Origin of the sequence: Spirosoma sp. KCTC 42546, assembly GCF_006965485.1 — a bacterium.
Taxonomy (GTDB): Bacteria; Bacteroidota; Bacteroidia; order Cytophagales; family Spirosomataceae; genus Spirosoma.
This window is the reverse complement of the sequence record NZ_CP041360.1, coordinates 5,759,931-5,778,095: the sequence shown is the minus strand read 5'-3', so window position 1 is coordinate 5,778,095 and position 18,165 is coordinate 5,759,931. Positions and strand designations below refer to the sequence as shown.

Below are 18,165 nucleotides of genomic sequence, written 5' to 3'. Positions count from 1 at the left end.
GATGGAATTTCTACCGCTTGGCAGTGGGTATGGATTTCTCGAATTTGCTAAATCGTTGCGTCAAATCTGCCCGTAATGCTTTTCGTACTGTTTCCTCTTTGATAAAACTATAGTCAATGCTATTAAATACAAATTTTTTAATATCGGCGTAGGAAATTTGTTTGTATCGTTTCGCTAAAAGTACGAATTGATCCGTAAGATTTGTTCTCAAAATACCCGCATCATCCGTGCAAATAACGATAGGAACTCCAAACTCGTTGTATAATGTAATTGGATGTTTATCCTCTTTTACTTTCAGAATAAATTCATTACTAAATAAATTAATTTCTACGGCTATTTTATGTTGATTCATATACCGAAGCAGGTCATAGCAATTGGCTTCGTAGGCTATATCGACACCGTGACCAATTCGATTCGCCCCAGCTAAATAAACTGCCGAATTGATATGCCAGGTTAATTCTTCCGGTTTTACTAAGCCCAACGTCAACTCGCCTGCATGTAATGTGATTTTTACGTTAGGGTATTTAGCGTGGCAATAGTTAAACATAACCATGTGTAACCAATAGTCGTTTAGGGCTACGTCATTATCTTCTGGAGCGGCAATATTTACGCCAACTACCAGCGGACTAGTGGCAGCGGATTCAAAGGCGGCAATCATGCTTTTAAATAAGTCGACAGGTTCGATGGTGCGTATAACGTAGCTTTGATAGCGCATCGTAAATTTTGCGTCATCGATCCTTAAGCTCGTGTGTAAGGGCTTAAGTACTTCATTGTTAAAGGTTAGGGCGCACTCACGCACACCTCTTCCCTTAATTGTTGTATAAAGAGAATCTAATAACTTCAAACAGGCAGTTGTATCCTGCCTTGCCTGCTGATCCCGTAATATTCTTACTGAGCCCACCAGATCATTTACTGATAGCGCACAGGGAACACCAACAAAAATGGTTTCTATGTAGCTAACGTTTTCTTTCTTTGCCCGATTTTTAAGTTCCAGCAGCCCTTTATCGACTTCGGCTCGGCTGATAAGTCCGAAGTTTGAAAATGTTTCGAAAAATAATTTGTCAGACGGGTAATCCACATAGTTATAATCCTTTACTGACCATTTCTGAAATAGTTTCTGTTTATAGTCAGGTAAGGTGCCTTCTTTCTTTAGGGTAGAAAAATTAACCCAATCACCATCTACTGGTTGTTTGTCAGAAACTTTAAGTGTTTTCTTGTTGATAAATAAATCGTTTTTTATGGCATAGTCAATAAATGTTTCGGCATAGATTGATCCATTATAATGGTGATGTAAATCGCCACCTTTGGGCATTTGCGAAAAGAAAGCTGTTAATAAAGCATGGTTGTTGCGTATCTTCTCAAAATAGTCATTTACAGGCTGTGAAAAAGCGGCTGTATTGTAAAAAAATAACCCCAAACAAATAAGAATTCTTGAAACCATAAAGGATAAATTTTCTGCTTACTGTTTTAATGAAAGAGCAATTAATTCACTGGTTAGCGCAACAACTGCTAATGTGATTGCCAGACGTGGATACCCCGTTCGGTATAACAAAAGAAAAGCAAGGCCAAAAAGTGTTAACGCAAATAGCGTGCGATACGGAAACTCCAGCCGGTAAGCAGAGCGAGGGGCTGCAAAAATTCCCCACAAGGTAGCCGCGGCTATCGGAAGTCCAATAGCCAATACGTACTTTCCATAAGGATGCTGGCTACTATGAAAACCAACATAGCCAAAGGCCCCTAACATGCTGAGTTCAATCAAAAAGTAGACGATCTGGTTAAGTCCTTTGAGTAGTTGCATAGGATTGATGTTGAGCTTCCGCATTGGCCGAACCACCCCTGCAGAAGCTCACTTGAGAAAAATTACGACCAATAATCGAATTTCTTCTTCGTGAAAATCGACTTGGGGATCATGGCGTGAACGCCCAGTGTCTGGTCCACTACCTGACTCACTTCAAAATCGACACCCGTGCTGGCGATGGATAACGCTTCGTTGAAGGTAAAGCCAAGTTCATCTTTAATGAACGCACAGGCTTCGGAAAGAGCGTTTTTCATAGCCTTGTTCAGGTCTTTATCCAGGCCAACAGCAATGAAATGGGTTGGCGTTTCGGCACGGGGTTGTTTCAGCGTTTTGCCTTTATGGACAATGAATTTAACCGTAAGGTTAATGGCCGTTTCGATAGCTACACCACTCACTTCACCATTACCCTGTGCACCATGGCCATCGCCCGTCGTGAATAGCCCACCCGGTACAGAAACCGGAAGGTGTAGCGTTGTGCCTTTTATTAAGTGCTTAATATCCAGATTGCCACCGAAAAAATTAGGGGGAATAGAGCTTTGTCGGCCCAAGTCGGCAGGGGGTGATAAGGCCATAACACCCATAAACGGCTTGAGCGGAATTTCGACGCCTTCTTTAAGCAGGGCCATTTTTCGCTTTGCATCGTAGCGATACACAAACGTTTCGCGGGTCTTAACGTCATCGGGAATGCCGCCCCCTCCAGGCCACACACTATTTACGCCGAAGCCAGCCGGAAACGTCAGGTCGAGGATACGAATTTCAAGGCTGTCGCCGGGTTGTGCACCATCGATGTAAACGGGACCAGTGAGCATGTGTCCCCGAATGCCCGACGGCTCGGGTTTTACGTTCTTCAGAATCGCAATGACCTCCTGGGCGTGTTGGTCGAGCGGCAGGTTATTTTTGGTATAAAATTCTTCGGGATTAGTCCGGCTCACACCCGATGGGTTGACCGTCTGAATTTCAACCACATCTCCATCTTTCACTTTATAGACGGGCGGCACATCGGCTCCAAAATATCCCCAGACCATATTTTCGGGTAATGAGCGAACTACATGATCGGGTTTGATAGCGGATGACGTACTCGCAGGCTTTTCGGTATGGTCCGTGCCGGAAGTTAGTTTGGTAAGTGTGTTGGCAGTTAAGCCACCTGTTGAGAGAAGGGCCAGCCCGTTTCGGGTGGTTTTGTGTAAAAAAGTTCGTCGTGAAGTTTTCATCAGGTTGTATGATTGAGTTGCTCAGAGAATAAGCGTAGTAAGATACTAAATCAGGAGTTATTTGATCACGTTATACCGTCCTAATGGCTAACTATAGCTGAGATTCGTGTGAACAACCGGCCTGTTCTGCCTGTTAGGTTTCCGAATTAACTTGATTTGCCCGTGTCAGTATCGCCAGTCTCAGCGGCCACTACATCTTCACCCAATAAATGGATTATTCTGGGTACGATTATGTTCGGCACGTTCATGTCAACGCTCGATAGTAGTATTGTCAATATTGCGTTACCGACCATCCGCCGGGAATTGCATGCGGGAGACAGTGTGGAATGGATCGTGTTATGCTACCTCCTGACAACCACCAGTACGTTGCTCATTATGGGTAAATTATCTGACTGGGTGGGTCGCCGACAACTATACATTACTGGTTTCTGCGTCTTTGTACTAGGCTCGTTACTTTGCGGTCTGGCCTGGAATCTTTGGTCGCTGGTGGGGTTTCGGGTGTTACAGGGACTGGGTGCTTCTATGATTTACGCTATCGGTCCAGCCATCATCGGCGATGCATTTTCGCCGAAGGAGCGAGGACAGGCCTTGGGTCTTATGGGCTCGGTAGTAGCTGCGGGTTCCAGTGCAGGGCCGGTGATTGGCGGACTTTTACTGGGTAAATTCGGCTGGTCGAGCATCTTTTTTGTGAACGTACCCATTGGGTTGATCGCGATCTGGCGGGCCTGGACCATCCTCCCGGAAAGTCCGAAGGTAGTCAATCAACGTTTCGATCTGGTAGGAGCGGGGTTATTCCTGATCGGTGTAACCACTTTGCTGACGGGTCTGGATTTTGGCCCTGAACCCCAATACGGATGGAATCACTCACTTGTTGTTGGATTGCTTTCCGTTGGGGCGGTTCTGTTGATGCTTTTTCTTTTTTGGGAAATGCGCGTTAGCGAACCGATGTTACGACTAAGCCTGTTCCGTATCCGGCCCTATACATCCGCTATTCTGGCTGCCTTTTTTGGGTTTGTGGCCTCTGGTGGTAATCTGTTTGTTATTCCGTTCTTTTTGCAACAGTTGTTAGGCCTGAATCCGGGGCAAGCGGGATTGGTCTTGTTGGCAGGACCTTTAACCCTCAGTGTTGTGGCCCCCTTGGGTGGTTATTTGTCTAGTCGGGTTAGCACCCGCTGGTTATCCAGCGCAGGTTTGTTGATTGCTGCCTGTGGGTATTTCGCCTTTTCGTTCCTGGATGTCAGTTGGGATTGGAAAGACGTAATCTGGCGGAGCTCGATGGTTAGTCTGGGTTTTGGCTTGTTTCAGTCACCCAATAGTAGTAGTGCCCTTAATGCGGCACCCCTTGAGCAACGGGGAATTGCGAGCAGTATGATTGCCTTCATGCGCAATCTGGGCTTCGTGGTTGGCATTGCCTTAGCAGCCGCCGTGTGGTACAGTACCCGCAACCGCTACGCGTTGGCGCATGATGTAATGCCAGAAACAACCGTTGCTCAGCTACTTGGCATGCACTACGCTTACCTGATCATGGCTGGTTTGGTGCTAACCGGAGCCCTTATTTCGTTCACCCGAGGGAAAACGCCACAACCTTCATCGCCGGTTGCTGTACCGGAAATGTAGCGTGGACGTCTCGTCCGCGTAGCCGAAGGCTAAGTTGTGGCTAACTATAGCCTTCGGCTATACGGACGAGACGTCCACGCTACAATTTACCGCTTTGGTCCAACCGAATCGAAGATGACTACTTTCTCCCATAGTGTGGAATAGTTGTTCCGGAAGTCGTCGTGGATAGGGTGTTTCTGATAGGCTTCTTCATCTTCAGGACTATCGAAAAAGCATAGCCAGGAGTAGGTGTATGTCCGCTCAATAACAGCTCGGGTTGTGCCAGCGGGTGTACCAATATGCACCATTTTGATGGTGGGGCATTTGGCCAGTTTGTTTAAACCTTCCAGCAATTTGGCTTTATCCGCTTCACTGCCAGCGTTTTTAAGGTAGAAAAATACGTGGTGAACAAACATTTCTTTAGGGGCTGAGTCGATGACTGGCAATCCGGCACCTAGTCCGGCTGCAACGCTATTTTTAACAAAACTTCTTCGTGATTGCTCTTTCATGTTGTATGCCTGACTATTGGATGGATAAGGAACGAGGCTCCTTTGGGAAGTAAAATTGCCAAACGAATTGTCTTTAGACAAATCTGAAGAAAAATCAGGGTGTTCAGAAGCTGGATGCCTGTCTATTTTCAGTCAATTGAGCGAATCGGATAGGTGAAATTAATCATTTGATAAACTTTTTGTCTAGAAAAGAGTCAATAGTTAAATCCTTTTGCATACTATTTACATGCATTCACTAAATAACTCAACTTATGAAACGTATTATCATCACACTATTTTTGGTAGTTGGGCTTGCTGGAGTAAGCCAGGCTCAAACGAATGCCAATCAGGGATTGATGCAGGCACTTATGGAAGCTATTGGTTCGGCTACCCTGTCTGATGCCCAGGTTGCTGAACTTTCGCGGCAGGCGATTGTCGAAATGGATGCTAAAAATCCAGTAGCCGCTGCCAATGATCCCTATACAGTACGACTAAATAAAATTGTTAGCCGCCATCATACGATTAGTGGAATTCCCGTCAATTATAAAGTCTATAAAGTGGCTGATGTTAATGCGTTTGCAACAGCCGACGGCAGTGTGCGTGTTTTTAAGGGCCTGATGGACATCATGACCGATAATGAGTTACTGGCTGTCATGGGACATGAAATCGGCCATGTTGTCAACCATGATACGCGCGATGGTATGAAAAGTGCCCTCCGGCGCTCCGCCGTACGGGATGCCGTGGGTTCAACATCGGGTAAATTAGGGGAGCTATCCCGATCACAATTAGGCGATATTGCTGACGGTCTGCTGGGTGCCAAGTTTAGTCGCCAGCAGGAAACCGAAGCCGATGATTACAGCTATGGGTTTCTGAAACGCTATGGCTATAACGTTTTGGCCCTGGCGACATCCTTTGAGAAATTAGCCAAACTGAGTGGCGGGCAGGGAGGGCCAACATTCCTGTCATCACACCCCGACAGTCAGGCCAGAGCGCAACGCGTGCGTGACCGGGCCCGTCGGGATGGACTGGCCCGGTAGAGAAAGATCAGCCACTTCGTTGAGGTAAGTCATACGTAAATCCTATAAATGGAGGGTAGTTTACGGAGCTATTTTAACAGCTCGTTTATATACATACTCCACTTATGGCTCTTTTTCTACGTTACCTGCTCTTAACTATGTTTGGGGTTGCCATACAGGGTGGCAACCCGCTCTTTGCCAAACCAACCTGGACGTTTAGTGTGGTAGTAGCTGTAGAGAAACGTACTGCCGATTTATATCAACTTGCGTATTCGAAGACGATCACCCAGATTGTAAACGAGCAGTTGGCTACCATCAACGCCAATTTTAACAGCTCGCCTAACTTCAACGGTATCTATAACTTTCGGGTCGATTCTGTATATGTGTTTGACGGTGCAGTAGGTGACGAAATTGCCAGGCCGCACCCCAGATATATGTACGGCATTGTGATTAATGGGTTTTCGGATATTACCTCAGGAGGAGGGTGGTATGGTAGTAGTCAGACTATCTACCACAACTGGAAATGGGATTATTTCGATGGGCCTTTTGCGCAGACAGCTACTGATGGTTTAACGCATGAATTTGGGCACGCCCGCGGGGCAATTGATATCTATGCGTTACAGGTAGACGCTCAAAAGAATCCGGTGAATGGCACTTCATTTGCGGCCGTAAACTCGATCATGAATTATCCCTATGGCAATGTTGTCTGGGATGAGCATACGACAAATTTATTGAACGCTACGGGAGGAGATCCTATTGTTGGAGATACCTGGATAACAGATGCATTCCCTAACTCAATTGGTATAAAGGCTATTGACTCGCAGGGAAAACCGCTAAGAAATGTACAACTGGATATATATACTGTCAATTGGTATTCTAATGCCGTTACTGGGAACGCAATTTATACAGTCATAACTAACCCAAACGGGATTTATTCATTCTCAAGAAATCCCTATTATCCACTATCCAGTGGATTCCCCTGGAATATAGAATATTGCAATTTTCTGGTTAAAGCTACGTACAACTCGGTTGTCGTCTATAAGTGGATGCCACTGTATGATGTTCAGAATGCGTATTTTCGCAACGGGGCAAATTCGGTGTATAATGCGGAGATTCAGTTTCCAGCAAGTACCCCTGTTATCACGTTAAATAGTGTGAGTACTACTAGTGTTTGTCCTGGAAATACAATTGATGCGTCGTTTACCGTAAGTGGCAACTTTGAGCCAGATAATACGTTCAGCCTACAACTTGTCGATAGCTTCGGCATGGCCACAACGCTGGCAAGCGGTAATGGCACCAATGGAACTACCATAACCGGAAAAATACCGACCGGATATTATTCAACAAAATTTGGGTATTTAGTCCGGGTGGTGAGTAATAAACCATCGGTTAAAAGCGATGGGATCGTGATTGCGCTCAACGCGTTACCTACAGCCACCTTGAAAGACAATGGCCCGCTGAGTGGTACCTTAACGAGTGTTACACTGACGGCAGGGGGCGGCACGTCCTATGCGTTTGGAGGCCCTGGTTTGGTGAGCCAGAATCCTACGTCTGGTACGGCTATTGTCAACGCATCGGGTATTTATTCGGTAACGGTTACGAGCAGTACTGGTTGTTCCAATACAGCTAGTTTAGCCCTGGCCGGTACAGATTTAACGCCTACACTGGTTTTGCCGCAGGCTAATTTTGCGGCAACAGGTAGTGTAGCCAATCTGGTCGTCAACCTCTTTGAGGTAGCCGGATTGCCAACAACCATGAGCAATGTAGCCATAACCATCACCGCTCCCGCTGGCTATACGATCTCCTTTGACCCGTCCAGTACCCGTATCAATGTGTTGGGTGGGACAGAGAATCCGGTAGCGATCGATAATTCAAACTGGTCAGTGACGAGTTCGCTGGCAAACCGGCAACTCTCTTTAGTCATGAAGGCCAATCAGTTTATTGGAGCAGGGGGCAAGGTTGCATTGGGCTTTAGCGTCACCCGTACGAGTGCGAACTCGGGTAGTACATCCACTATTACGGTGAACATCAGTGATGATGCAACAAAAGGATATGATGGTAATACTGCCAATAATGTGTATGCCCGGATTATTAACGGGTTGTAAATAGGCCCTCTTAGTCACTTAGTTGCATCTGATCTGTTCATTAGCTTTCTTTCGGACGTCAAAACTATTTACTCTAATGGAATCACAATCCTACCCTGAACGCCAGCACCCTTTTCTGACAGCCGATCAAGTGAAACGAGAGCAGGCTGCTTTCATGACACAAGTTTACGGTTGGATGACCGTTGCCCTGCTTGTTACAGCTTCAGTCTCTGTTTGGGTAGCCAGCACCCCCGCCGTACTGGAGCTCATTTTTGGCAATCGGCTGGTTTTTTATGCCTTGCTCATTGGCGAAGTGTTATTGGTTATCTCGCTATCGGCGGCAGTGCAACGGGTATCGGCACGAACCGCAACGGCCATGTTTCTGGGTTACGCCGTTATGAATGGACTGACGCTGGCGTCGATTTTTATGCTCTATACCGGTGGGTCAATAGCCTCGACGTTCTTTGTCACAGCCGGGACATTTGGATCCATGAGTGCCTTTGGTTATTTCACCAAACGTGATCTGACCTCAATGGGTGGTTTTCTAATGATGGCCCTCATTGGACTGATCATTGCCTCGGTCGTAAATATTTTCTGGCAGAACGAAACGCTGTATTGGATCGCGACCTATGCCGGTGTACTGATCTTTGTTGGCTTGACCGCCTACGACACCCAGAAGATCAAGGAAATGAATGTTATCGGCAATGCTGGTACCGACGAAGAGCGTAAAGGAGCCATCATGGGGGCGCTACGGCTCTACCTGGATTTCATCAATATGTTTCTCTACATGCTACGCCTGTTCGGGCGCCGACGGTAGAGTGGAGTTTTTGGTAAATGAAAAAAGCACTTCGGGAGGAGTGCTTTTTTGTTTGATGGGGTTTGGGAGATCTGAGAAAAAAATCTTCTTCAATTGCGTAACCAAGCCGCTAATGGACTCAAATAATACATTTTTCCGTCTTTTTTGAAATCCCAAACATTACTGACTTCACGTAGCCGGGCAGGTTCATCAGCTTTCCGAATACGAACACGGTTTATGCGTCGTAACCGTCGGTTTGCCCACCGTTTGTCTTGCTTTTCAGTGCTCGCGGTAGTGATTCCCAGAATAGGTGTTTTGCGAAGTGAACGACTCATGTGAGAACAAGTTGATTAGTAAGAGCTATTCATCTCTGGGTACTTGTTTTTTCTGGCCGAGAATTTGGCGTGCTTTTTTTATCTTTTTGGGGAATAGAATACGATTGCCAAAGCGGACATCTAATGTTTCGTCTATTAGTAAGACTGTACTTGGTTTGACTTCAAGCGGCTTAGGTGAGTTTCGCATGATCTATTTTGCTTTTTAATAAAAATACACTATCGCTGACGTATTTGAAAACCGGCGTACAATTTATCTTGTTGAAATGGCTCGGATACTCCGTATGAATTTACTCCTTCAACAAGAAACTGATCCGAAATGTCTTTCCAATAGCTACTAATAGCTCGCCCATAAACTTTCGTTCGTCTACTTGTGCTACCTGTAAAAAAGACAACTGCGCTTGGTTGAGTAGCAAAAAACTCATTCAATGTGAAGGCAACAGTAGTTAGTATTTTACGCCCGTCTCCATTGTTAGAAACAATTTGATCATCAATCTCGTCGGTTAATATGTTGTAGTCGCCAAAGCCCAAATTCCAAACCTCAAGGTCTTCCAAATATGAATAAGAAATAACTTTCAGAATGCGACCTTTAGGCCCTTCACTTACAAACATGTAATTTAAACGGTCAGTTGAGGCCCTGACTTCATAACGCGGCAGATTCATATACGGTGTTGTAAGTCCCGCAATATACCTCAAATGGGATGTTAAGTCAATATATTTCAGATTATTGTATCTCTCTTGTTCTTTTTTCTATATTAGGATTTTATAACTCATTGAGCAGATCAGCTAAAGGCCGAGCTTGTTTAGTTCCTTGCTCAACGGCTTTTAGTTCTTGAACAGCTTCTTTTAATTCAGTAAGTAATCTTGCCTTGGTCGACTTCTCGATTTCGTATTTTTCTTGATCGGCTACTATCTGTTTCATAACGTCGGTTTGTAGATTGTTTGTCCTGTCGATAGTGATCCCTAGAATAGAGGCTTTGCGTTTAGAGCGACTCATCTTGCTATTTTTTCTAAATTACGAAAAAAGGTGACAAAGTATGGGCATGTTCGATTATATGCACGTCAATTTGACGCTGCTCCCTTTGGCAGAAGAGGAGCGAAATCGGCTGATTGGTAATGAAGGCTTTCAGACTAAATCACTAAACCGTGATTTGACCGATTATTACATAACCGAAGATGGTTATCTAGAAATGACACCGGGCCCTGATTTCTCAGACGAAGATTGGATCATAAATCCCCTTGACGAGCGCTTCCGTATTTCCGACGCGAATGGTACTATTAACTTTTATACTTCTGTTCGTGACGAGACCTATGCGTATTTCGAGTTTGAGGCTTTATTCCTTAATGGGCAATTGCAGAGCATCCGTCATTTAGGTAACAACGTGAGAACTGAACGAATTCAAACCTGTTTCTGGACAGAAAGGAAACGTTTAGATTCCACAGGCTAGATGAGTGATATTGTTGTAAAAACCATCATACGATTTAGTTGCTTGTTGATAACTTAGTGTCATTTTATCAAGTTGGCTATGAATAGCTTAAAAATGCCTCCCTTTGCCCTTATCTCTACAACCATAATACTTTACATATAAAATTAGAAAATGCTATATTGATAAAAAAGGTTTATTTATCGAGTACCATGTTGTTAATAGTGATTGTTCGTGAGCTGCGTAAATTTCTCTAACAGCCATATGCATAATACCTTGGTTTATACCCTTTACCCAATCTTGGTTGACTAAAATGTATTTTAAATTTTTTACGCTAGATGTGTGGGATGAATTTTCTTCTTTTACGAATGATGATATTAGTAAAGTTTTATATGGATTTAATGGGAAAAAGAAGGCGAAATCTTCTCCAAATTTTGTGTTATGAATATGACTAGAGCTATCCATACAAAAACCTGGATTATCAGATGTTATGAATTGATGGTTCATAGTTGTTTCTAATACAATCCAGTTTGCTCTGGTTATTTTATTTATAATGTCTTGTCTTACAGAGTTATGGGCTATTTTGTTTTGTAATATAGAACTGTTATGTAGGTCTTTTTGATAAGACGCATTTGGTACTATATTTTCTTTGATTTTTTCCTTGATTTCAATAAAGCGATCAAAAGTAATATTGCCTGCTTGAAGTAATGGATTTATTTTATCTTCTGCAATTATAAGCTCTTCAACTACTTTATCAAATACTTGTCCAACATGCTCAGTATTATAAATTGATTTTCTGAAATAATCATTCCTTAACTTAATGTCTAATAAAGCTTCGGATAAAATAGAGACATCTTCAAATGACAAGCAAGGAGCACTGCTAATTTTTTCTATGATATTCCCCAGTGTATTTTCGTAGAGAAATCCGTAATTTTCGAGAATATTCAAATCGTTAATCTTGTATTTGGTAAGAAAAGAATTGTTCTCAAATTTATAATAGTCTGGCCGGTAGCAAACTTGAGAAGGGTGGAATTCTCTTGGGTTAGGTCGTTTATCTAAATCAATCCTCAATTTGAAAAATTTGCCATTTTGTTTTGTGAAGCCTTCTAAATATACTTTTGGGACAATATGCTGACTCTGCCCTTTTTTCTTTGCCATACTCAAATATACAAAAAAAGCCCGGCCACTTCGCAGTAACCGGGCTTCTGAAAATCAATCAATTATAAATTCTCAATGTGCGCGTCAAGGTTCGTAAAGGCAATCTCGCCGTCGTTGTTCAACTCCATCAATACAACGGAATCTTTCTTGACTTCGCCCGACAGTATGCTCTTCGAGAGTTCGTTGAGCACCCGGCGTTGTAACACGCGTTTCAGCGGACGGGCACCAAATTGTGGGTCGAAACCTTCTTCGCCAATCTTGGTCAGCGCTTCGTCGGTAGCGTCGAGCTGGATGCCGTTTTCGGCGAGTCGTTGCTTAATGCCCCGGAACTGAATGTCCACAATCTTGCGGATGTTGGCTTTCGTCAGCGGCTCAAACATTACGATTTCATCAATCCGGTTCAGGAACTCGGGGCGAATGGTCTGCCGAAGCAACTCCAGCACGGCCGATTTCGCTTCTTCCAACACCAGCGAGTGGTTCCAGCCTTCGTCCTCGGCAAACTTCTCCTGAATCAGGTGACTACCGATATTGGAGGTCATGATGATGATCGTGTTCTTGAAGTTCGCTACACGGCCTTTGTTGTCGGTCAGGCGGCCTTCGTCGAGCACTTGCAACAGGATGTTCCAAACGTCGGGGTGGGCTTTTTCAATTTCGTCAAGCAACACTACCGAGTAGGGTTTCCGACGAACAGCTTCAGTCAACTGCCCCCCTTCGTCGTAGCCCACGTATCCCGGAGGAGCACCAATCAGTCGGCTAACGGCGTGGCGTTCCTGGTATTCCGACATATCAATCCGCACAAGGGCGTTCTCATCGTTGAACAAGTACTCGGCCAGCGTCCGGGCCACTTCGGTTTTACCAACGCCTGTAGTACCGAGGAAGATAAACGAACCAATAGGTCGTTTCGGGTCCTGCATGCCAGCCCGGCTCCGACGAACCGCATCGGCCACGACTTCAATCGCTTCAGCTTGTCCGGCTACGCGTTTGCCAAGTTCTTTTTCCAGGTTGAGCAACTTCTCCCGGTCGCTTTGCAGCATTTTAGAAACCGGAATGCCGGTCCATTTTGCCACTACTTCGGCGATATCATCGGCAGTCACTTCTTCCTGCATCATCCGATCCGATGAGTCTTTATCAGAACCTTCTTTAGCCAGGGAATTTAGCTTATTCTCAATTTCGGGAATACGGCCGTAGCGAATTTCGGCTACTTTGCCATAATCGCCCGAGCGTTCGGCCTGGTCAGCTTCCAGCTTCAGTTTGTCAAGCTCTTCTTTCAGCGTTCTTCCTTCGTTGACCGATGCTTTTTCGGTTTCCCATTTGGCTTTCAGACTATTTCGTTGTTCACTAAGATCTTCGATCTGTTTGTTGAGTACGGTTTCCTTTTCCTTGTCGTTCTCGCGACGGATAGCTTCCCGCTCAATTTCCAACTGCATGATGCGTCGGTTCAGTTCATCGAGTTCTTCGGGTACGGAGTCCATCTCCAGGCGGAGTTTGGCAGCTGCCTCGTCCATCAGGTCAATAGCTTTGTCCGGTAGAAAACGGTCCGTGATGTAGCGCGTCGAAAGTTCAACAGCGGCAATTACGGCATCGTCTTTGATTCGGACCCCGTGGTGCAATTCGTATTTCTCTTTGATACCTCGCAGGATCGAAATAGCATCAGGCATGTCGGGCTCATCGACCATAACAGCCTGAAACCGACGTTCCAGCGCTTTATCTTTCTCAATGTATTTCTGATACTCTTTCAGCGTAGTCGCACCAATCGTATGCAGTTCCCCGCGAGACAGAGCAGGTTTGAGCAGGTTTGCCGCATCCATGGCTCCTTCGCCACCGGCACCCGCGCCAATGAGTGTGTGAATTTCATCGATGAACAGAATAATTTGTCCATCCGAATCCGTTACTTCTTTGATAACGGCTTTCAAACGTTCTTCAAACTCGCCTTTATACTTGGCACCCGCAATTAGCAAGCCCATGTCGAGCGAGACGATGGTTTTAGTTTTCAGGTTTTCAGGAACGTCGCCCGATACGATCCGTTGGGCAAGTCCTTCCACAATGGCGGTTTTACCAACGCCCGGTTCGCCGAGCAGAATTGGGTTATTCTTGGTTCGGCGGCTCAGGATTTGCAGCACCCGCCGGATTTCTTCGTCACGGCCAATCACCGGGTCAATTTTACCCGTGCGGGCACGTTCGTTCAGGTTGATACTGAAACGTTCCAGAGATTGATACTTCGCTTCTGCGTTTTGGTCTTTCACCGAGTTTCCTTTTCTAAGTTCGTTGATAGCCGCTTTCGTTTGTTTTTCGTTGAAACCGGCATCTTTTAATAAGGTTGCAATTTGATCTTTGCCGCCCATTAGTCCTAACAGCATCAGTTCGACGCTCACAAACTCGTCGCCAAATTCTTTGGTATAGCTGCTGGCTTTGGCCAGGGCCGCGGCCGTATCGTTGCTCAGGTACACGCTGCCGTTGCCTCCCGAAACTTTGGGATAGGTGGTCAGAATAGCTTGTAGAGCCGCATTTGTATTTTGTAGATTGATCCCAGTCTTTTTCGCAATGAAACCAACTACGTTTTCGTCTTCCGACAGAATAGCCTGAAGCAGATGTCCCGTTTCGATACCTTGCTGGCCGTTACCGAGGGCAATCTCCGACGCCTTCTGTACGACCTCCTGTGCTTTTATGGTGTAATTTTTAAAGTCCATGACTGTTGAGAGGATTAGGGTGTTTTACTGGATGACTACTTAATAACAAATCACGGGCCGAGGTGGTTTTTCGGACATTTTGGCGGAAATTGCGTGATTTCTGCTTTTCATTGTGTCAGAATGTCGTAAATAGTACTGAATATGTTTTGGTGTACCATTATCGGCCTAATTGCATTATACACTGGTGGTCGGATGTATCAAGCAATAACTCGTTTAAAGAGATTTGGCAAAGTAGTAGAAGCTGATGTCTTTTCTGTTGAGAAACCTGATTTTCGATTTTGGATTGGGCCAATTTCTATTCATTCTCAGACAGTAACGACAGTTTGTTATCAAAACGAGAAAGATCAATGGGTCGCAGGGAAATTGAAAGGAGGGCTAACTAACTTAAAGAAAGGAGATAAAATTTCAATCTGGTATGATCCCGAAGACCCAGTAACTATTGTTTTTAATGATAGAACTAGTACTGGTTTTAATGCAATTCTTACCGTTTTATTAGGATTGGCTTTGGTTGGATATGGTTTATATAGATACCTCGAGTAAAATGTTGATCAAAGCAAAGCCCTGTTAGGGGCGGCCTGTCAATAGCACACCAAGACGTTAAATCCAGTAAAGCCCTGTAGGGGCGACCTAAAAATGCGAAACTAGTTAGGCCGCCCCTACAGGGCTTTGAAAATGTATGGTTAAGGGCGTTGCTATTGATAGGTCGCCCCTAACAGGGCTTTATAATAAGAATTCTATTATTGATAGGTAACCATCGTAGGGCTCTAGTGTGATCAGTTGAATCACTCTTTGGGCTTGATATTATCCGACTGAGCGTAAAAGTCGAATACATATTTCAGATCATACTGCACCTCGAAACGCTTTCAAAATGCCAGATATTCATCTTGAAAGGTACGTTTTCGGTGGTGTTCTTCCTGATTTAACCCATATTGAATCACATCGTGAACCTGTGATTGTCCATAGGTAAATGCACCATAACCTTCTTGCCAAGCGATTGCTTACACCACCCTTTCTCTTTGATAAAACCTGATGATGACGATTTTATATCGCGAACCAAATCTGAAAGCGTAAGTGAAGGTGCAAAACCAATGAAGCAATGAATGTGATCCGGCATCGCATTAATAGCCAGTAGTTTTTGCTCTCGTTTTTGTACGATGCCGGTTATGTATTGATGTAGTTCCGCTTTGTGTGCGCAAGCAATCAGGTTTTGGCGGCCTTTTATTGCGAAGATAAGTTGAGCGTATAATTGTGTGTACGTATTTGCCATTTATCAATCTGTTATGTTGGATTGATTAGGCGAGTCTGCTAGAAAAAAGCATCATATGGCATGGCTCCATTAGCAACGTTTAACAAAAAAGCCGCCCTGTGATTACAAGGCGGCTTTTCTACTTAATCCAGCCCTTCAGCTTCGATTGGCTTCATGCGCTCTCGGGCAATTTGGGCTTGATAAGGTTCTTTCGTTTCAACGGGCCCTGCCAGTACTTCGGCTTCTGCATCGTAGATGACACCGTTGTCATACTCATGAAACTTGCCTTGTGGAAGCCAGTAGGTCAGCAAACCAGCATAGGCTGCGGCCAAAATAGCGGCTGTCCAGCCTACAACAGGTTGTTTCTGCCAATCGCGGGTGGCAATACCAGTAAAACCAGCTACGAACGGTACCATATACCAGGGATCGTTAAGTCGCCGGGCAATGAGGTAACCCGCCCCCGCGGTAGCGGCCAGGATACCCGCTGCTACCGGTTCGTCGCGTTCTTCGTCAGGCTTCCAGGCGTTCAACGTTAATATGGTATTAGGCGTACCAACTACTGTGGCGGCTGTGAGCCAGCCCGCATATAGACTTACCGGAATACGAAGGTATTTTTCGGGCGAGGGAACGTCCGTTTTACCGATTTCCAGGCTTTGGTGTAAGGCTAAAGCCGCTGGTAAGTTAAACTTCGTTGTGAGGTCGGAAATAACAATGCTTCGTGGGTCATTCTGAGAAAAGAACCGGCCAAAAATAGCGTTGAGCGCCCAACTGGTCCACCACCAGGGCAAAGCTTTCTGGTAACGTGGGTTGTGCTCCTGCGAAGGAAGGGCTTGGTGAACCATCATTGCGGTCAGGCCAGAATAGATCGTTGACCAGACAACACCAAAAGTCCAGCCGTCCGGAACGATCATGTTTTTCTCGAAAACGCGTTCGTATTCTTCCGGAACATCATACTCATAGGCTAGACCACCCTGTTCAGATTCTTTGCGTTCTTTACTTTCCTGCCGTGACCGATTGCTCGATACGGTCGTGTAGATGATACTGCCAACGGCAAGGGCAGCAGTGGCAATTCGCCAAAATGATGAGTTTTTCATGACAGAATTGTTTTCACGACAGGATTTAGGGGATAAAACAGAATTTTTCTCTAGAATTCAATCCTGCTCATCCCCTAAACCCTGTCAAAAAAATTAGGCAGCTACTTCCTCTTCAACATCCTCCGTTTTTGCAACAATCTTTTCCGCCTTAGCCTTCGTGTTCTGGTACGCATCAGCAACAGTTTCAACAACTGTATCCAAAACAGACGACAGCGTATCGGATATTGCGTTCCCTGCCGATTTAGCTTTGTACCGATAACGGGCTTTCTGAAAATCGCTGGTGTTTTTATAACCGATGGTCAGGGCAATGCCTGCCACTACGGCTATACCAAATCCAATGCCCCAGGCCAGGGAAATGGTGGGTTCTTTTTCTTCTGGTTCAGGCTTTTGCGCCATCTTACCACGCATAACAGCCGCCAGAGCTTCTTGTGGAGCAACGTAAGACATTACTTCATACGACTTATTCTTCAGGCCCCCTGGAATGGCTTTAGATTTACCCGCCATGAGTGCATCATAGCCTGCTTTAGCTACCATAACGGGGTCCTGAACTTCATCCGTTACTTTGGTATTTTCAGCGCCAGCCTTATGGAAGAAGTCGGTGTCCGTAGCGTTAGGCAATAAGGCCGTAATCGTCACGTTAGTGTCTTTCACCTCATTAATAAGTGACTGCGTAAAGTTGTAGACGTAGGCTTTGGTTCCCGCATAAACGGCCATGAGTGGGGTAGGCGTAATGGAGAGTAAGGAGGCCAGATTCAGAATCTTACCTTCGTTTCGCGCGAGCATATCGTATAAAAACAGCTTCGTCATCTGAGTCAATGTCAGCACGTTGAGGTGAATCATTGCCTTCTCTCGTTCCCAGTCGGTGTCGGTGGCAAAGAGACCATACAGCCCAACCCCGGCATCGTTGACCAACACATCGACCGTAATGTCTTTTGCCTTAACCTGATTGTAAACATCCTGAGCGGCATCTTCCGTAGCCAGGTCTTTACCGATGACCGTGATCTGCTGCGTACCGTAATTACTTTTGAAGACTTCGGCAAGGCGATCCAGCTTGTCGTCGCTGCGAGATACGAGTACTAAATTATAGCCGTCCTGTGCAAACAGTTTGGCGAGTTCCTGACCGATACCACTAGAGGCACCTGTAATCAGAGCGGTTTTTCCTGTTCCTGTGTTCATAACACGTAGTTGGTTCGTTACTAAAGGGTATGAACTGTCACTATCAGAAGTTGTTTAGA

Annotated in this window: 18 protein-coding genes; 6 read left to right on the top strand and 12 right to left on the bottom strand. The window is 45.3% G+C overall.

All coding sequences use genetic code 11. The features are described 5' to 3' along the window. Positions 1–10: 10 nt before the first annotated feature. The 3 genes from EXU85_RS23835 to EXU85_RS23825 form a co-directional block, all read right to left on the bottom strand. Entirely contained in the window at positions 11–1,441 is a 1,431-nt protein-coding gene (locus tag EXU85_RS23835; protein WP_142774486.1) for an adenosine deaminase, read from the bottom strand. 18 nt (positions 1,442–1,459) lie between these two features. Continuing rightward, on the bottom strand, positions 1,460–1,798 hold the full coding sequence (locus EXU85_RS23830) for a YrdB family protein (RefSeq protein WP_142774485.1): 339 nt from the start codon (positions 1,796–1,798) through the stop codon (positions 1,460–1,462). A gap of 62 nt (positions 1,799–1,860) precedes the next feature. Next, complete coding sequence (locus EXU85_RS23825) at positions 1,861–3,009, bottom strand: acetamidase/formamidase family protein (protein ID WP_142774484.1); 1,149 nt, start codon at positions 3,007–3,009, stop codon at positions 1,861–1,863. 162 nt (positions 3,010–3,171) lie between these two features. Between EXU85_RS23825 and EXU85_RS23820 the strand changes: the two genes are divergently transcribed. Next, positions 3,172–4,626 (top strand): MFS transporter, encoded by a 1,455-nt coding sequence (locus EXU85_RS23820; RefSeq protein ID WP_246859216.1) that lies wholly within the window; start codon positions 3,172–3,174, stop codon positions 4,624–4,626. Between the two features lie 86 nt (positions 4,627–4,712). On the opposite strand, the gene EXU85_RS23815 is transcribed toward EXU85_RS23820, so the two are convergent. After that, on the bottom strand, positions 4,713–5,114 hold the full coding sequence (locus tag EXU85_RS23815; RefSeq protein ID WP_142774483.1) for a Dabb family protein: 402 nt from the start codon (positions 5,112–5,114) through the stop codon (positions 4,713–4,715). Positions 5,115–5,365: 251 nt separating this feature from the next. On the opposite strand from EXU85_RS23815, the gene EXU85_RS23810 reads away from it, so the two are divergent. The 3 genes from EXU85_RS23810 to EXU85_RS23800 all read left to right on the top strand — a co-directional run bounded on the left by EXU85_RS23810 (position 5,366) and on the right by EXU85_RS23800 (position 9,010). Continuing rightward, positions 5,366–6,130, top strand: a complete 765-nt coding sequence (locus EXU85_RS23810) for a M48 family metallopeptidase (protein ID WP_142774482.1) — start codon at positions 5,366–5,368, stop codon at positions 6,128–6,130. 104 nt (positions 6,131–6,234) lie between these two features. Further along, positions 6,235–8,214: a hypothetical protein gene (locus tag EXU85_RS23805; RefSeq protein WP_142774481.1), complete on the top strand. Its 1,980-nt coding sequence runs from the start codon at positions 6,235–6,237 to the stop codon at positions 8,212–8,214. Positions 8,215–8,290: 76 nt separating this feature from the next. After that, positions 8,291–9,010, top strand: coding sequence for a Bax inhibitor-1/YccA family protein (locus EXU85_RS23800; RefSeq protein ID WP_142774480.1), 720 nt, complete (start codon positions 8,291–8,293; stop codon positions 9,008–9,010). Between the two features lie 89 nt (positions 9,011–9,099). Here the strand turns inward: EXU85_RS23800 and EXU85_RS23795 are convergent, their stop codons facing one another. From EXU85_RS23795 to EXU85_RS35475, 3 genes are all read right to left on the bottom strand, one after another. Beyond that, positions 9,100–9,324, bottom strand: coding sequence for a hypothetical protein (locus tag EXU85_RS23795; protein ID WP_142774479.1), 225 nt, complete (start codon positions 9,322–9,324; stop codon positions 9,100–9,102). A gap of 216 nt (positions 9,325–9,540) precedes the next feature. Beyond that, entirely contained in the window at positions 9,541–9,984 is a 444-nt protein-coding gene (locus tag EXU85_RS23790) for a hypothetical protein (protein ID WP_142774478.1), read from the bottom strand. A 100-nt stretch (positions 9,985–10,084) separates the two neighbouring features. After that, positions 10,085–10,243, bottom strand: coding sequence for a hypothetical protein (locus EXU85_RS35475; RefSeq protein WP_168207857.1), 159 nt, complete (start codon positions 10,241–10,243; stop codon positions 10,085–10,087). 133 nt (positions 10,244–10,376) lie between these two features. Between EXU85_RS35475 and EXU85_RS23785 the strand changes: the two genes are divergently transcribed. Beyond that, on the top strand, positions 10,377–10,769 hold the full coding sequence (locus EXU85_RS23785) for a hypothetical protein (RefSeq protein WP_168207856.1): 393 nt from the start codon (positions 10,377–10,379) through the stop codon (positions 10,767–10,769). A 153-nt stretch (positions 10,770–10,922) separates the two neighbouring features. On the opposite strand, the gene EXU85_RS23780 is transcribed toward EXU85_RS23785, so the two are convergent. Together EXU85_RS23780 and clpB are read right to left on the bottom strand one after the other, a co-directional pair. After that, complete coding sequence (locus EXU85_RS23780; protein ID WP_142774476.1) at positions 10,923–11,903, bottom strand: DUF4238 domain-containing protein; 981 nt, start codon at positions 11,901–11,903, stop codon at positions 10,923–10,925. A gap of 62 nt (positions 11,904–11,965) precedes the next feature. Beyond that, entirely contained in the window at positions 11,966–14,590 is a 2,625-nt protein-coding gene (clpB, locus tag EXU85_RS23775; RefSeq protein ID WP_142774475.1) for an ATP-dependent chaperone ClpB, read from the bottom strand. Between the two features lie 192 nt (positions 14,591–14,782). Between clpB and EXU85_RS23770 the strand changes: the two genes are divergently transcribed. After that, positions 14,783–15,130: a hypothetical protein gene (locus tag EXU85_RS23770; RefSeq protein WP_142774474.1), complete on the top strand. Its 348-nt coding sequence runs from the start codon at positions 14,783–14,785 to the stop codon at positions 15,128–15,130. Between the two features lie 394 nt (positions 15,131–15,524). Here EXU85_RS23770 and EXU85_RS23765 read toward each other — a convergent pair whose 3' ends face one another. The 3 genes from EXU85_RS23765 to EXU85_RS23755 form a co-directional block, all read right to left on the bottom strand. Continuing rightward, entirely contained in the window at positions 15,525–15,857 is a 333-nt protein-coding gene (locus tag EXU85_RS23765; RefSeq protein ID WP_371731939.1) for a transposase, read from the bottom strand. Between the two features lie 122 nt (positions 15,858–15,979). Next, positions 15,980–16,930 carry a tryptophan-rich sensory protein gene (locus EXU85_RS23760; protein ID WP_142774473.1) on the bottom strand — a complete coding sequence of 317 codons (951 nt, stop codon included), beginning with the start codon at positions 16,928–16,930 and terminating at the stop codon, positions 15,980–15,982. A gap of 93 nt (positions 16,931–17,023) precedes the next feature. After that, positions 17,024–18,106 (bottom strand): SDR family oxidoreductase, encoded by a 1,083-nt coding sequence (locus EXU85_RS23755; protein ID WP_142774472.1) that lies wholly within the window; start codon positions 18,104–18,106, stop codon positions 17,024–17,026. Between the last annotated feature and the right edge of the window lie 59 nt (positions 18,107–18,165).

Bases quoted from the DNA above. Each gene is read 5' to 3' on its own strand.
- EXU85_RS23830 (WP_142774485.1), bottom strand. From the start codon at position 1,798: ATGCAACTACTCAAAGGACTTAACCAGATCGTCTACTTTTTGATTGAA.
- EXU85_RS23805 (WP_142774481.1), top strand. From the start codon at position 6,235: ATGGCTCTTTTTCTACGTTACCTGCTCTTAACTATGTTTGGGGTTGCC.
- EXU85_RS23770 (WP_142774474.1), top strand. From the start codon at position 14,783: ATGTATCAAGCAATAACTCGTTTAAAGAGATTTGGCAAAGTAGTAGAA.
- EXU85_RS23825 (WP_142774484.1), bottom strand. From the start codon at position 3,009: ATGAAAACTTCACGACGAACTTTTTTACACAAAACCACCCGAAACGGG.
- EXU85_RS23780 (WP_142774476.1), bottom strand. From the start codon at position 11,903: ATGGCAAAGAAAAAAGGGCAGAGTCAGCATATTGTCCCAAAAGTATAT.
- EXU85_RS23810 (WP_142774482.1), top strand. From the start codon at position 5,366: ATGAAACGTATTATCATCACACTATTTTTGGTAGTTGGGCTTGCTGGA.
- EXU85_RS35475 (WP_168207857.1), bottom strand. From the start codon at position 10,243: ATGAAACAGATAGTAGCCGATCAAGAAAAATACGAAATCGAGAAGTCG.
- EXU85_RS23815 (WP_142774483.1), bottom strand. From the start codon at position 5,114: ATGAAAGAGCAATCACGAAGAAGTTTTGTTAAAAATAGCGTTGCAGCC.
- EXU85_RS23790 (WP_142774478.1), bottom strand. From the start codon at position 9,984: ATGAATCTGCCGCGTTATGAAGTCAGGGCCTCAACTGACCGTTTAAAT.
- EXU85_RS23785 (WP_168207856.1), top strand. From the start codon at position 10,377: ATGCACGTCAATTTGACGCTGCTCCCTTTGGCAGAAGAGGAGCGAAAT.
- EXU85_RS23755 (WP_142774472.1), bottom strand. From the start codon at position 18,106: ATGAACACAGGAACAGGAAAAACCGCTCTGATTACAGGTGCCTCTAGT.
- EXU85_RS23800 (WP_142774480.1), top strand. From the start codon at position 8,291: ATGGAATCACAATCCTACCCTGAACGCCAGCACCCTTTTCTGACAGCC.
- EXU85_RS23760 (WP_142774473.1), bottom strand. From the start codon at position 16,930: ATGAAAAACTCATCATTTTGGCGAATTGCCACTGCTGCCCTTGCCGTT.
- EXU85_RS23795 (WP_142774479.1), bottom strand. From the start codon at position 9,324: ATGAGTCGTTCACTTCGCAAAACACCTATTCTGGGAATCACTACCGCG.
- EXU85_RS23835 (WP_142774486.1), bottom strand. From the start codon at position 1,441: ATGGTTTCAAGAATTCTTATTTGTTTGGGGTTATTTTTTTACAATACA.
- EXU85_RS23765 (WP_371731939.1), bottom strand. From the start codon at position 15,857: ATGGCAAATACGTACACACAATTATACGCTCAACTTATCTTCGCAATA.
- clpB (WP_142774475.1), bottom strand. From the start codon at position 14,590: ATGGACTTTAAAAATTACACCATAAAAGCACAGGAGGTCGTACAGAAG.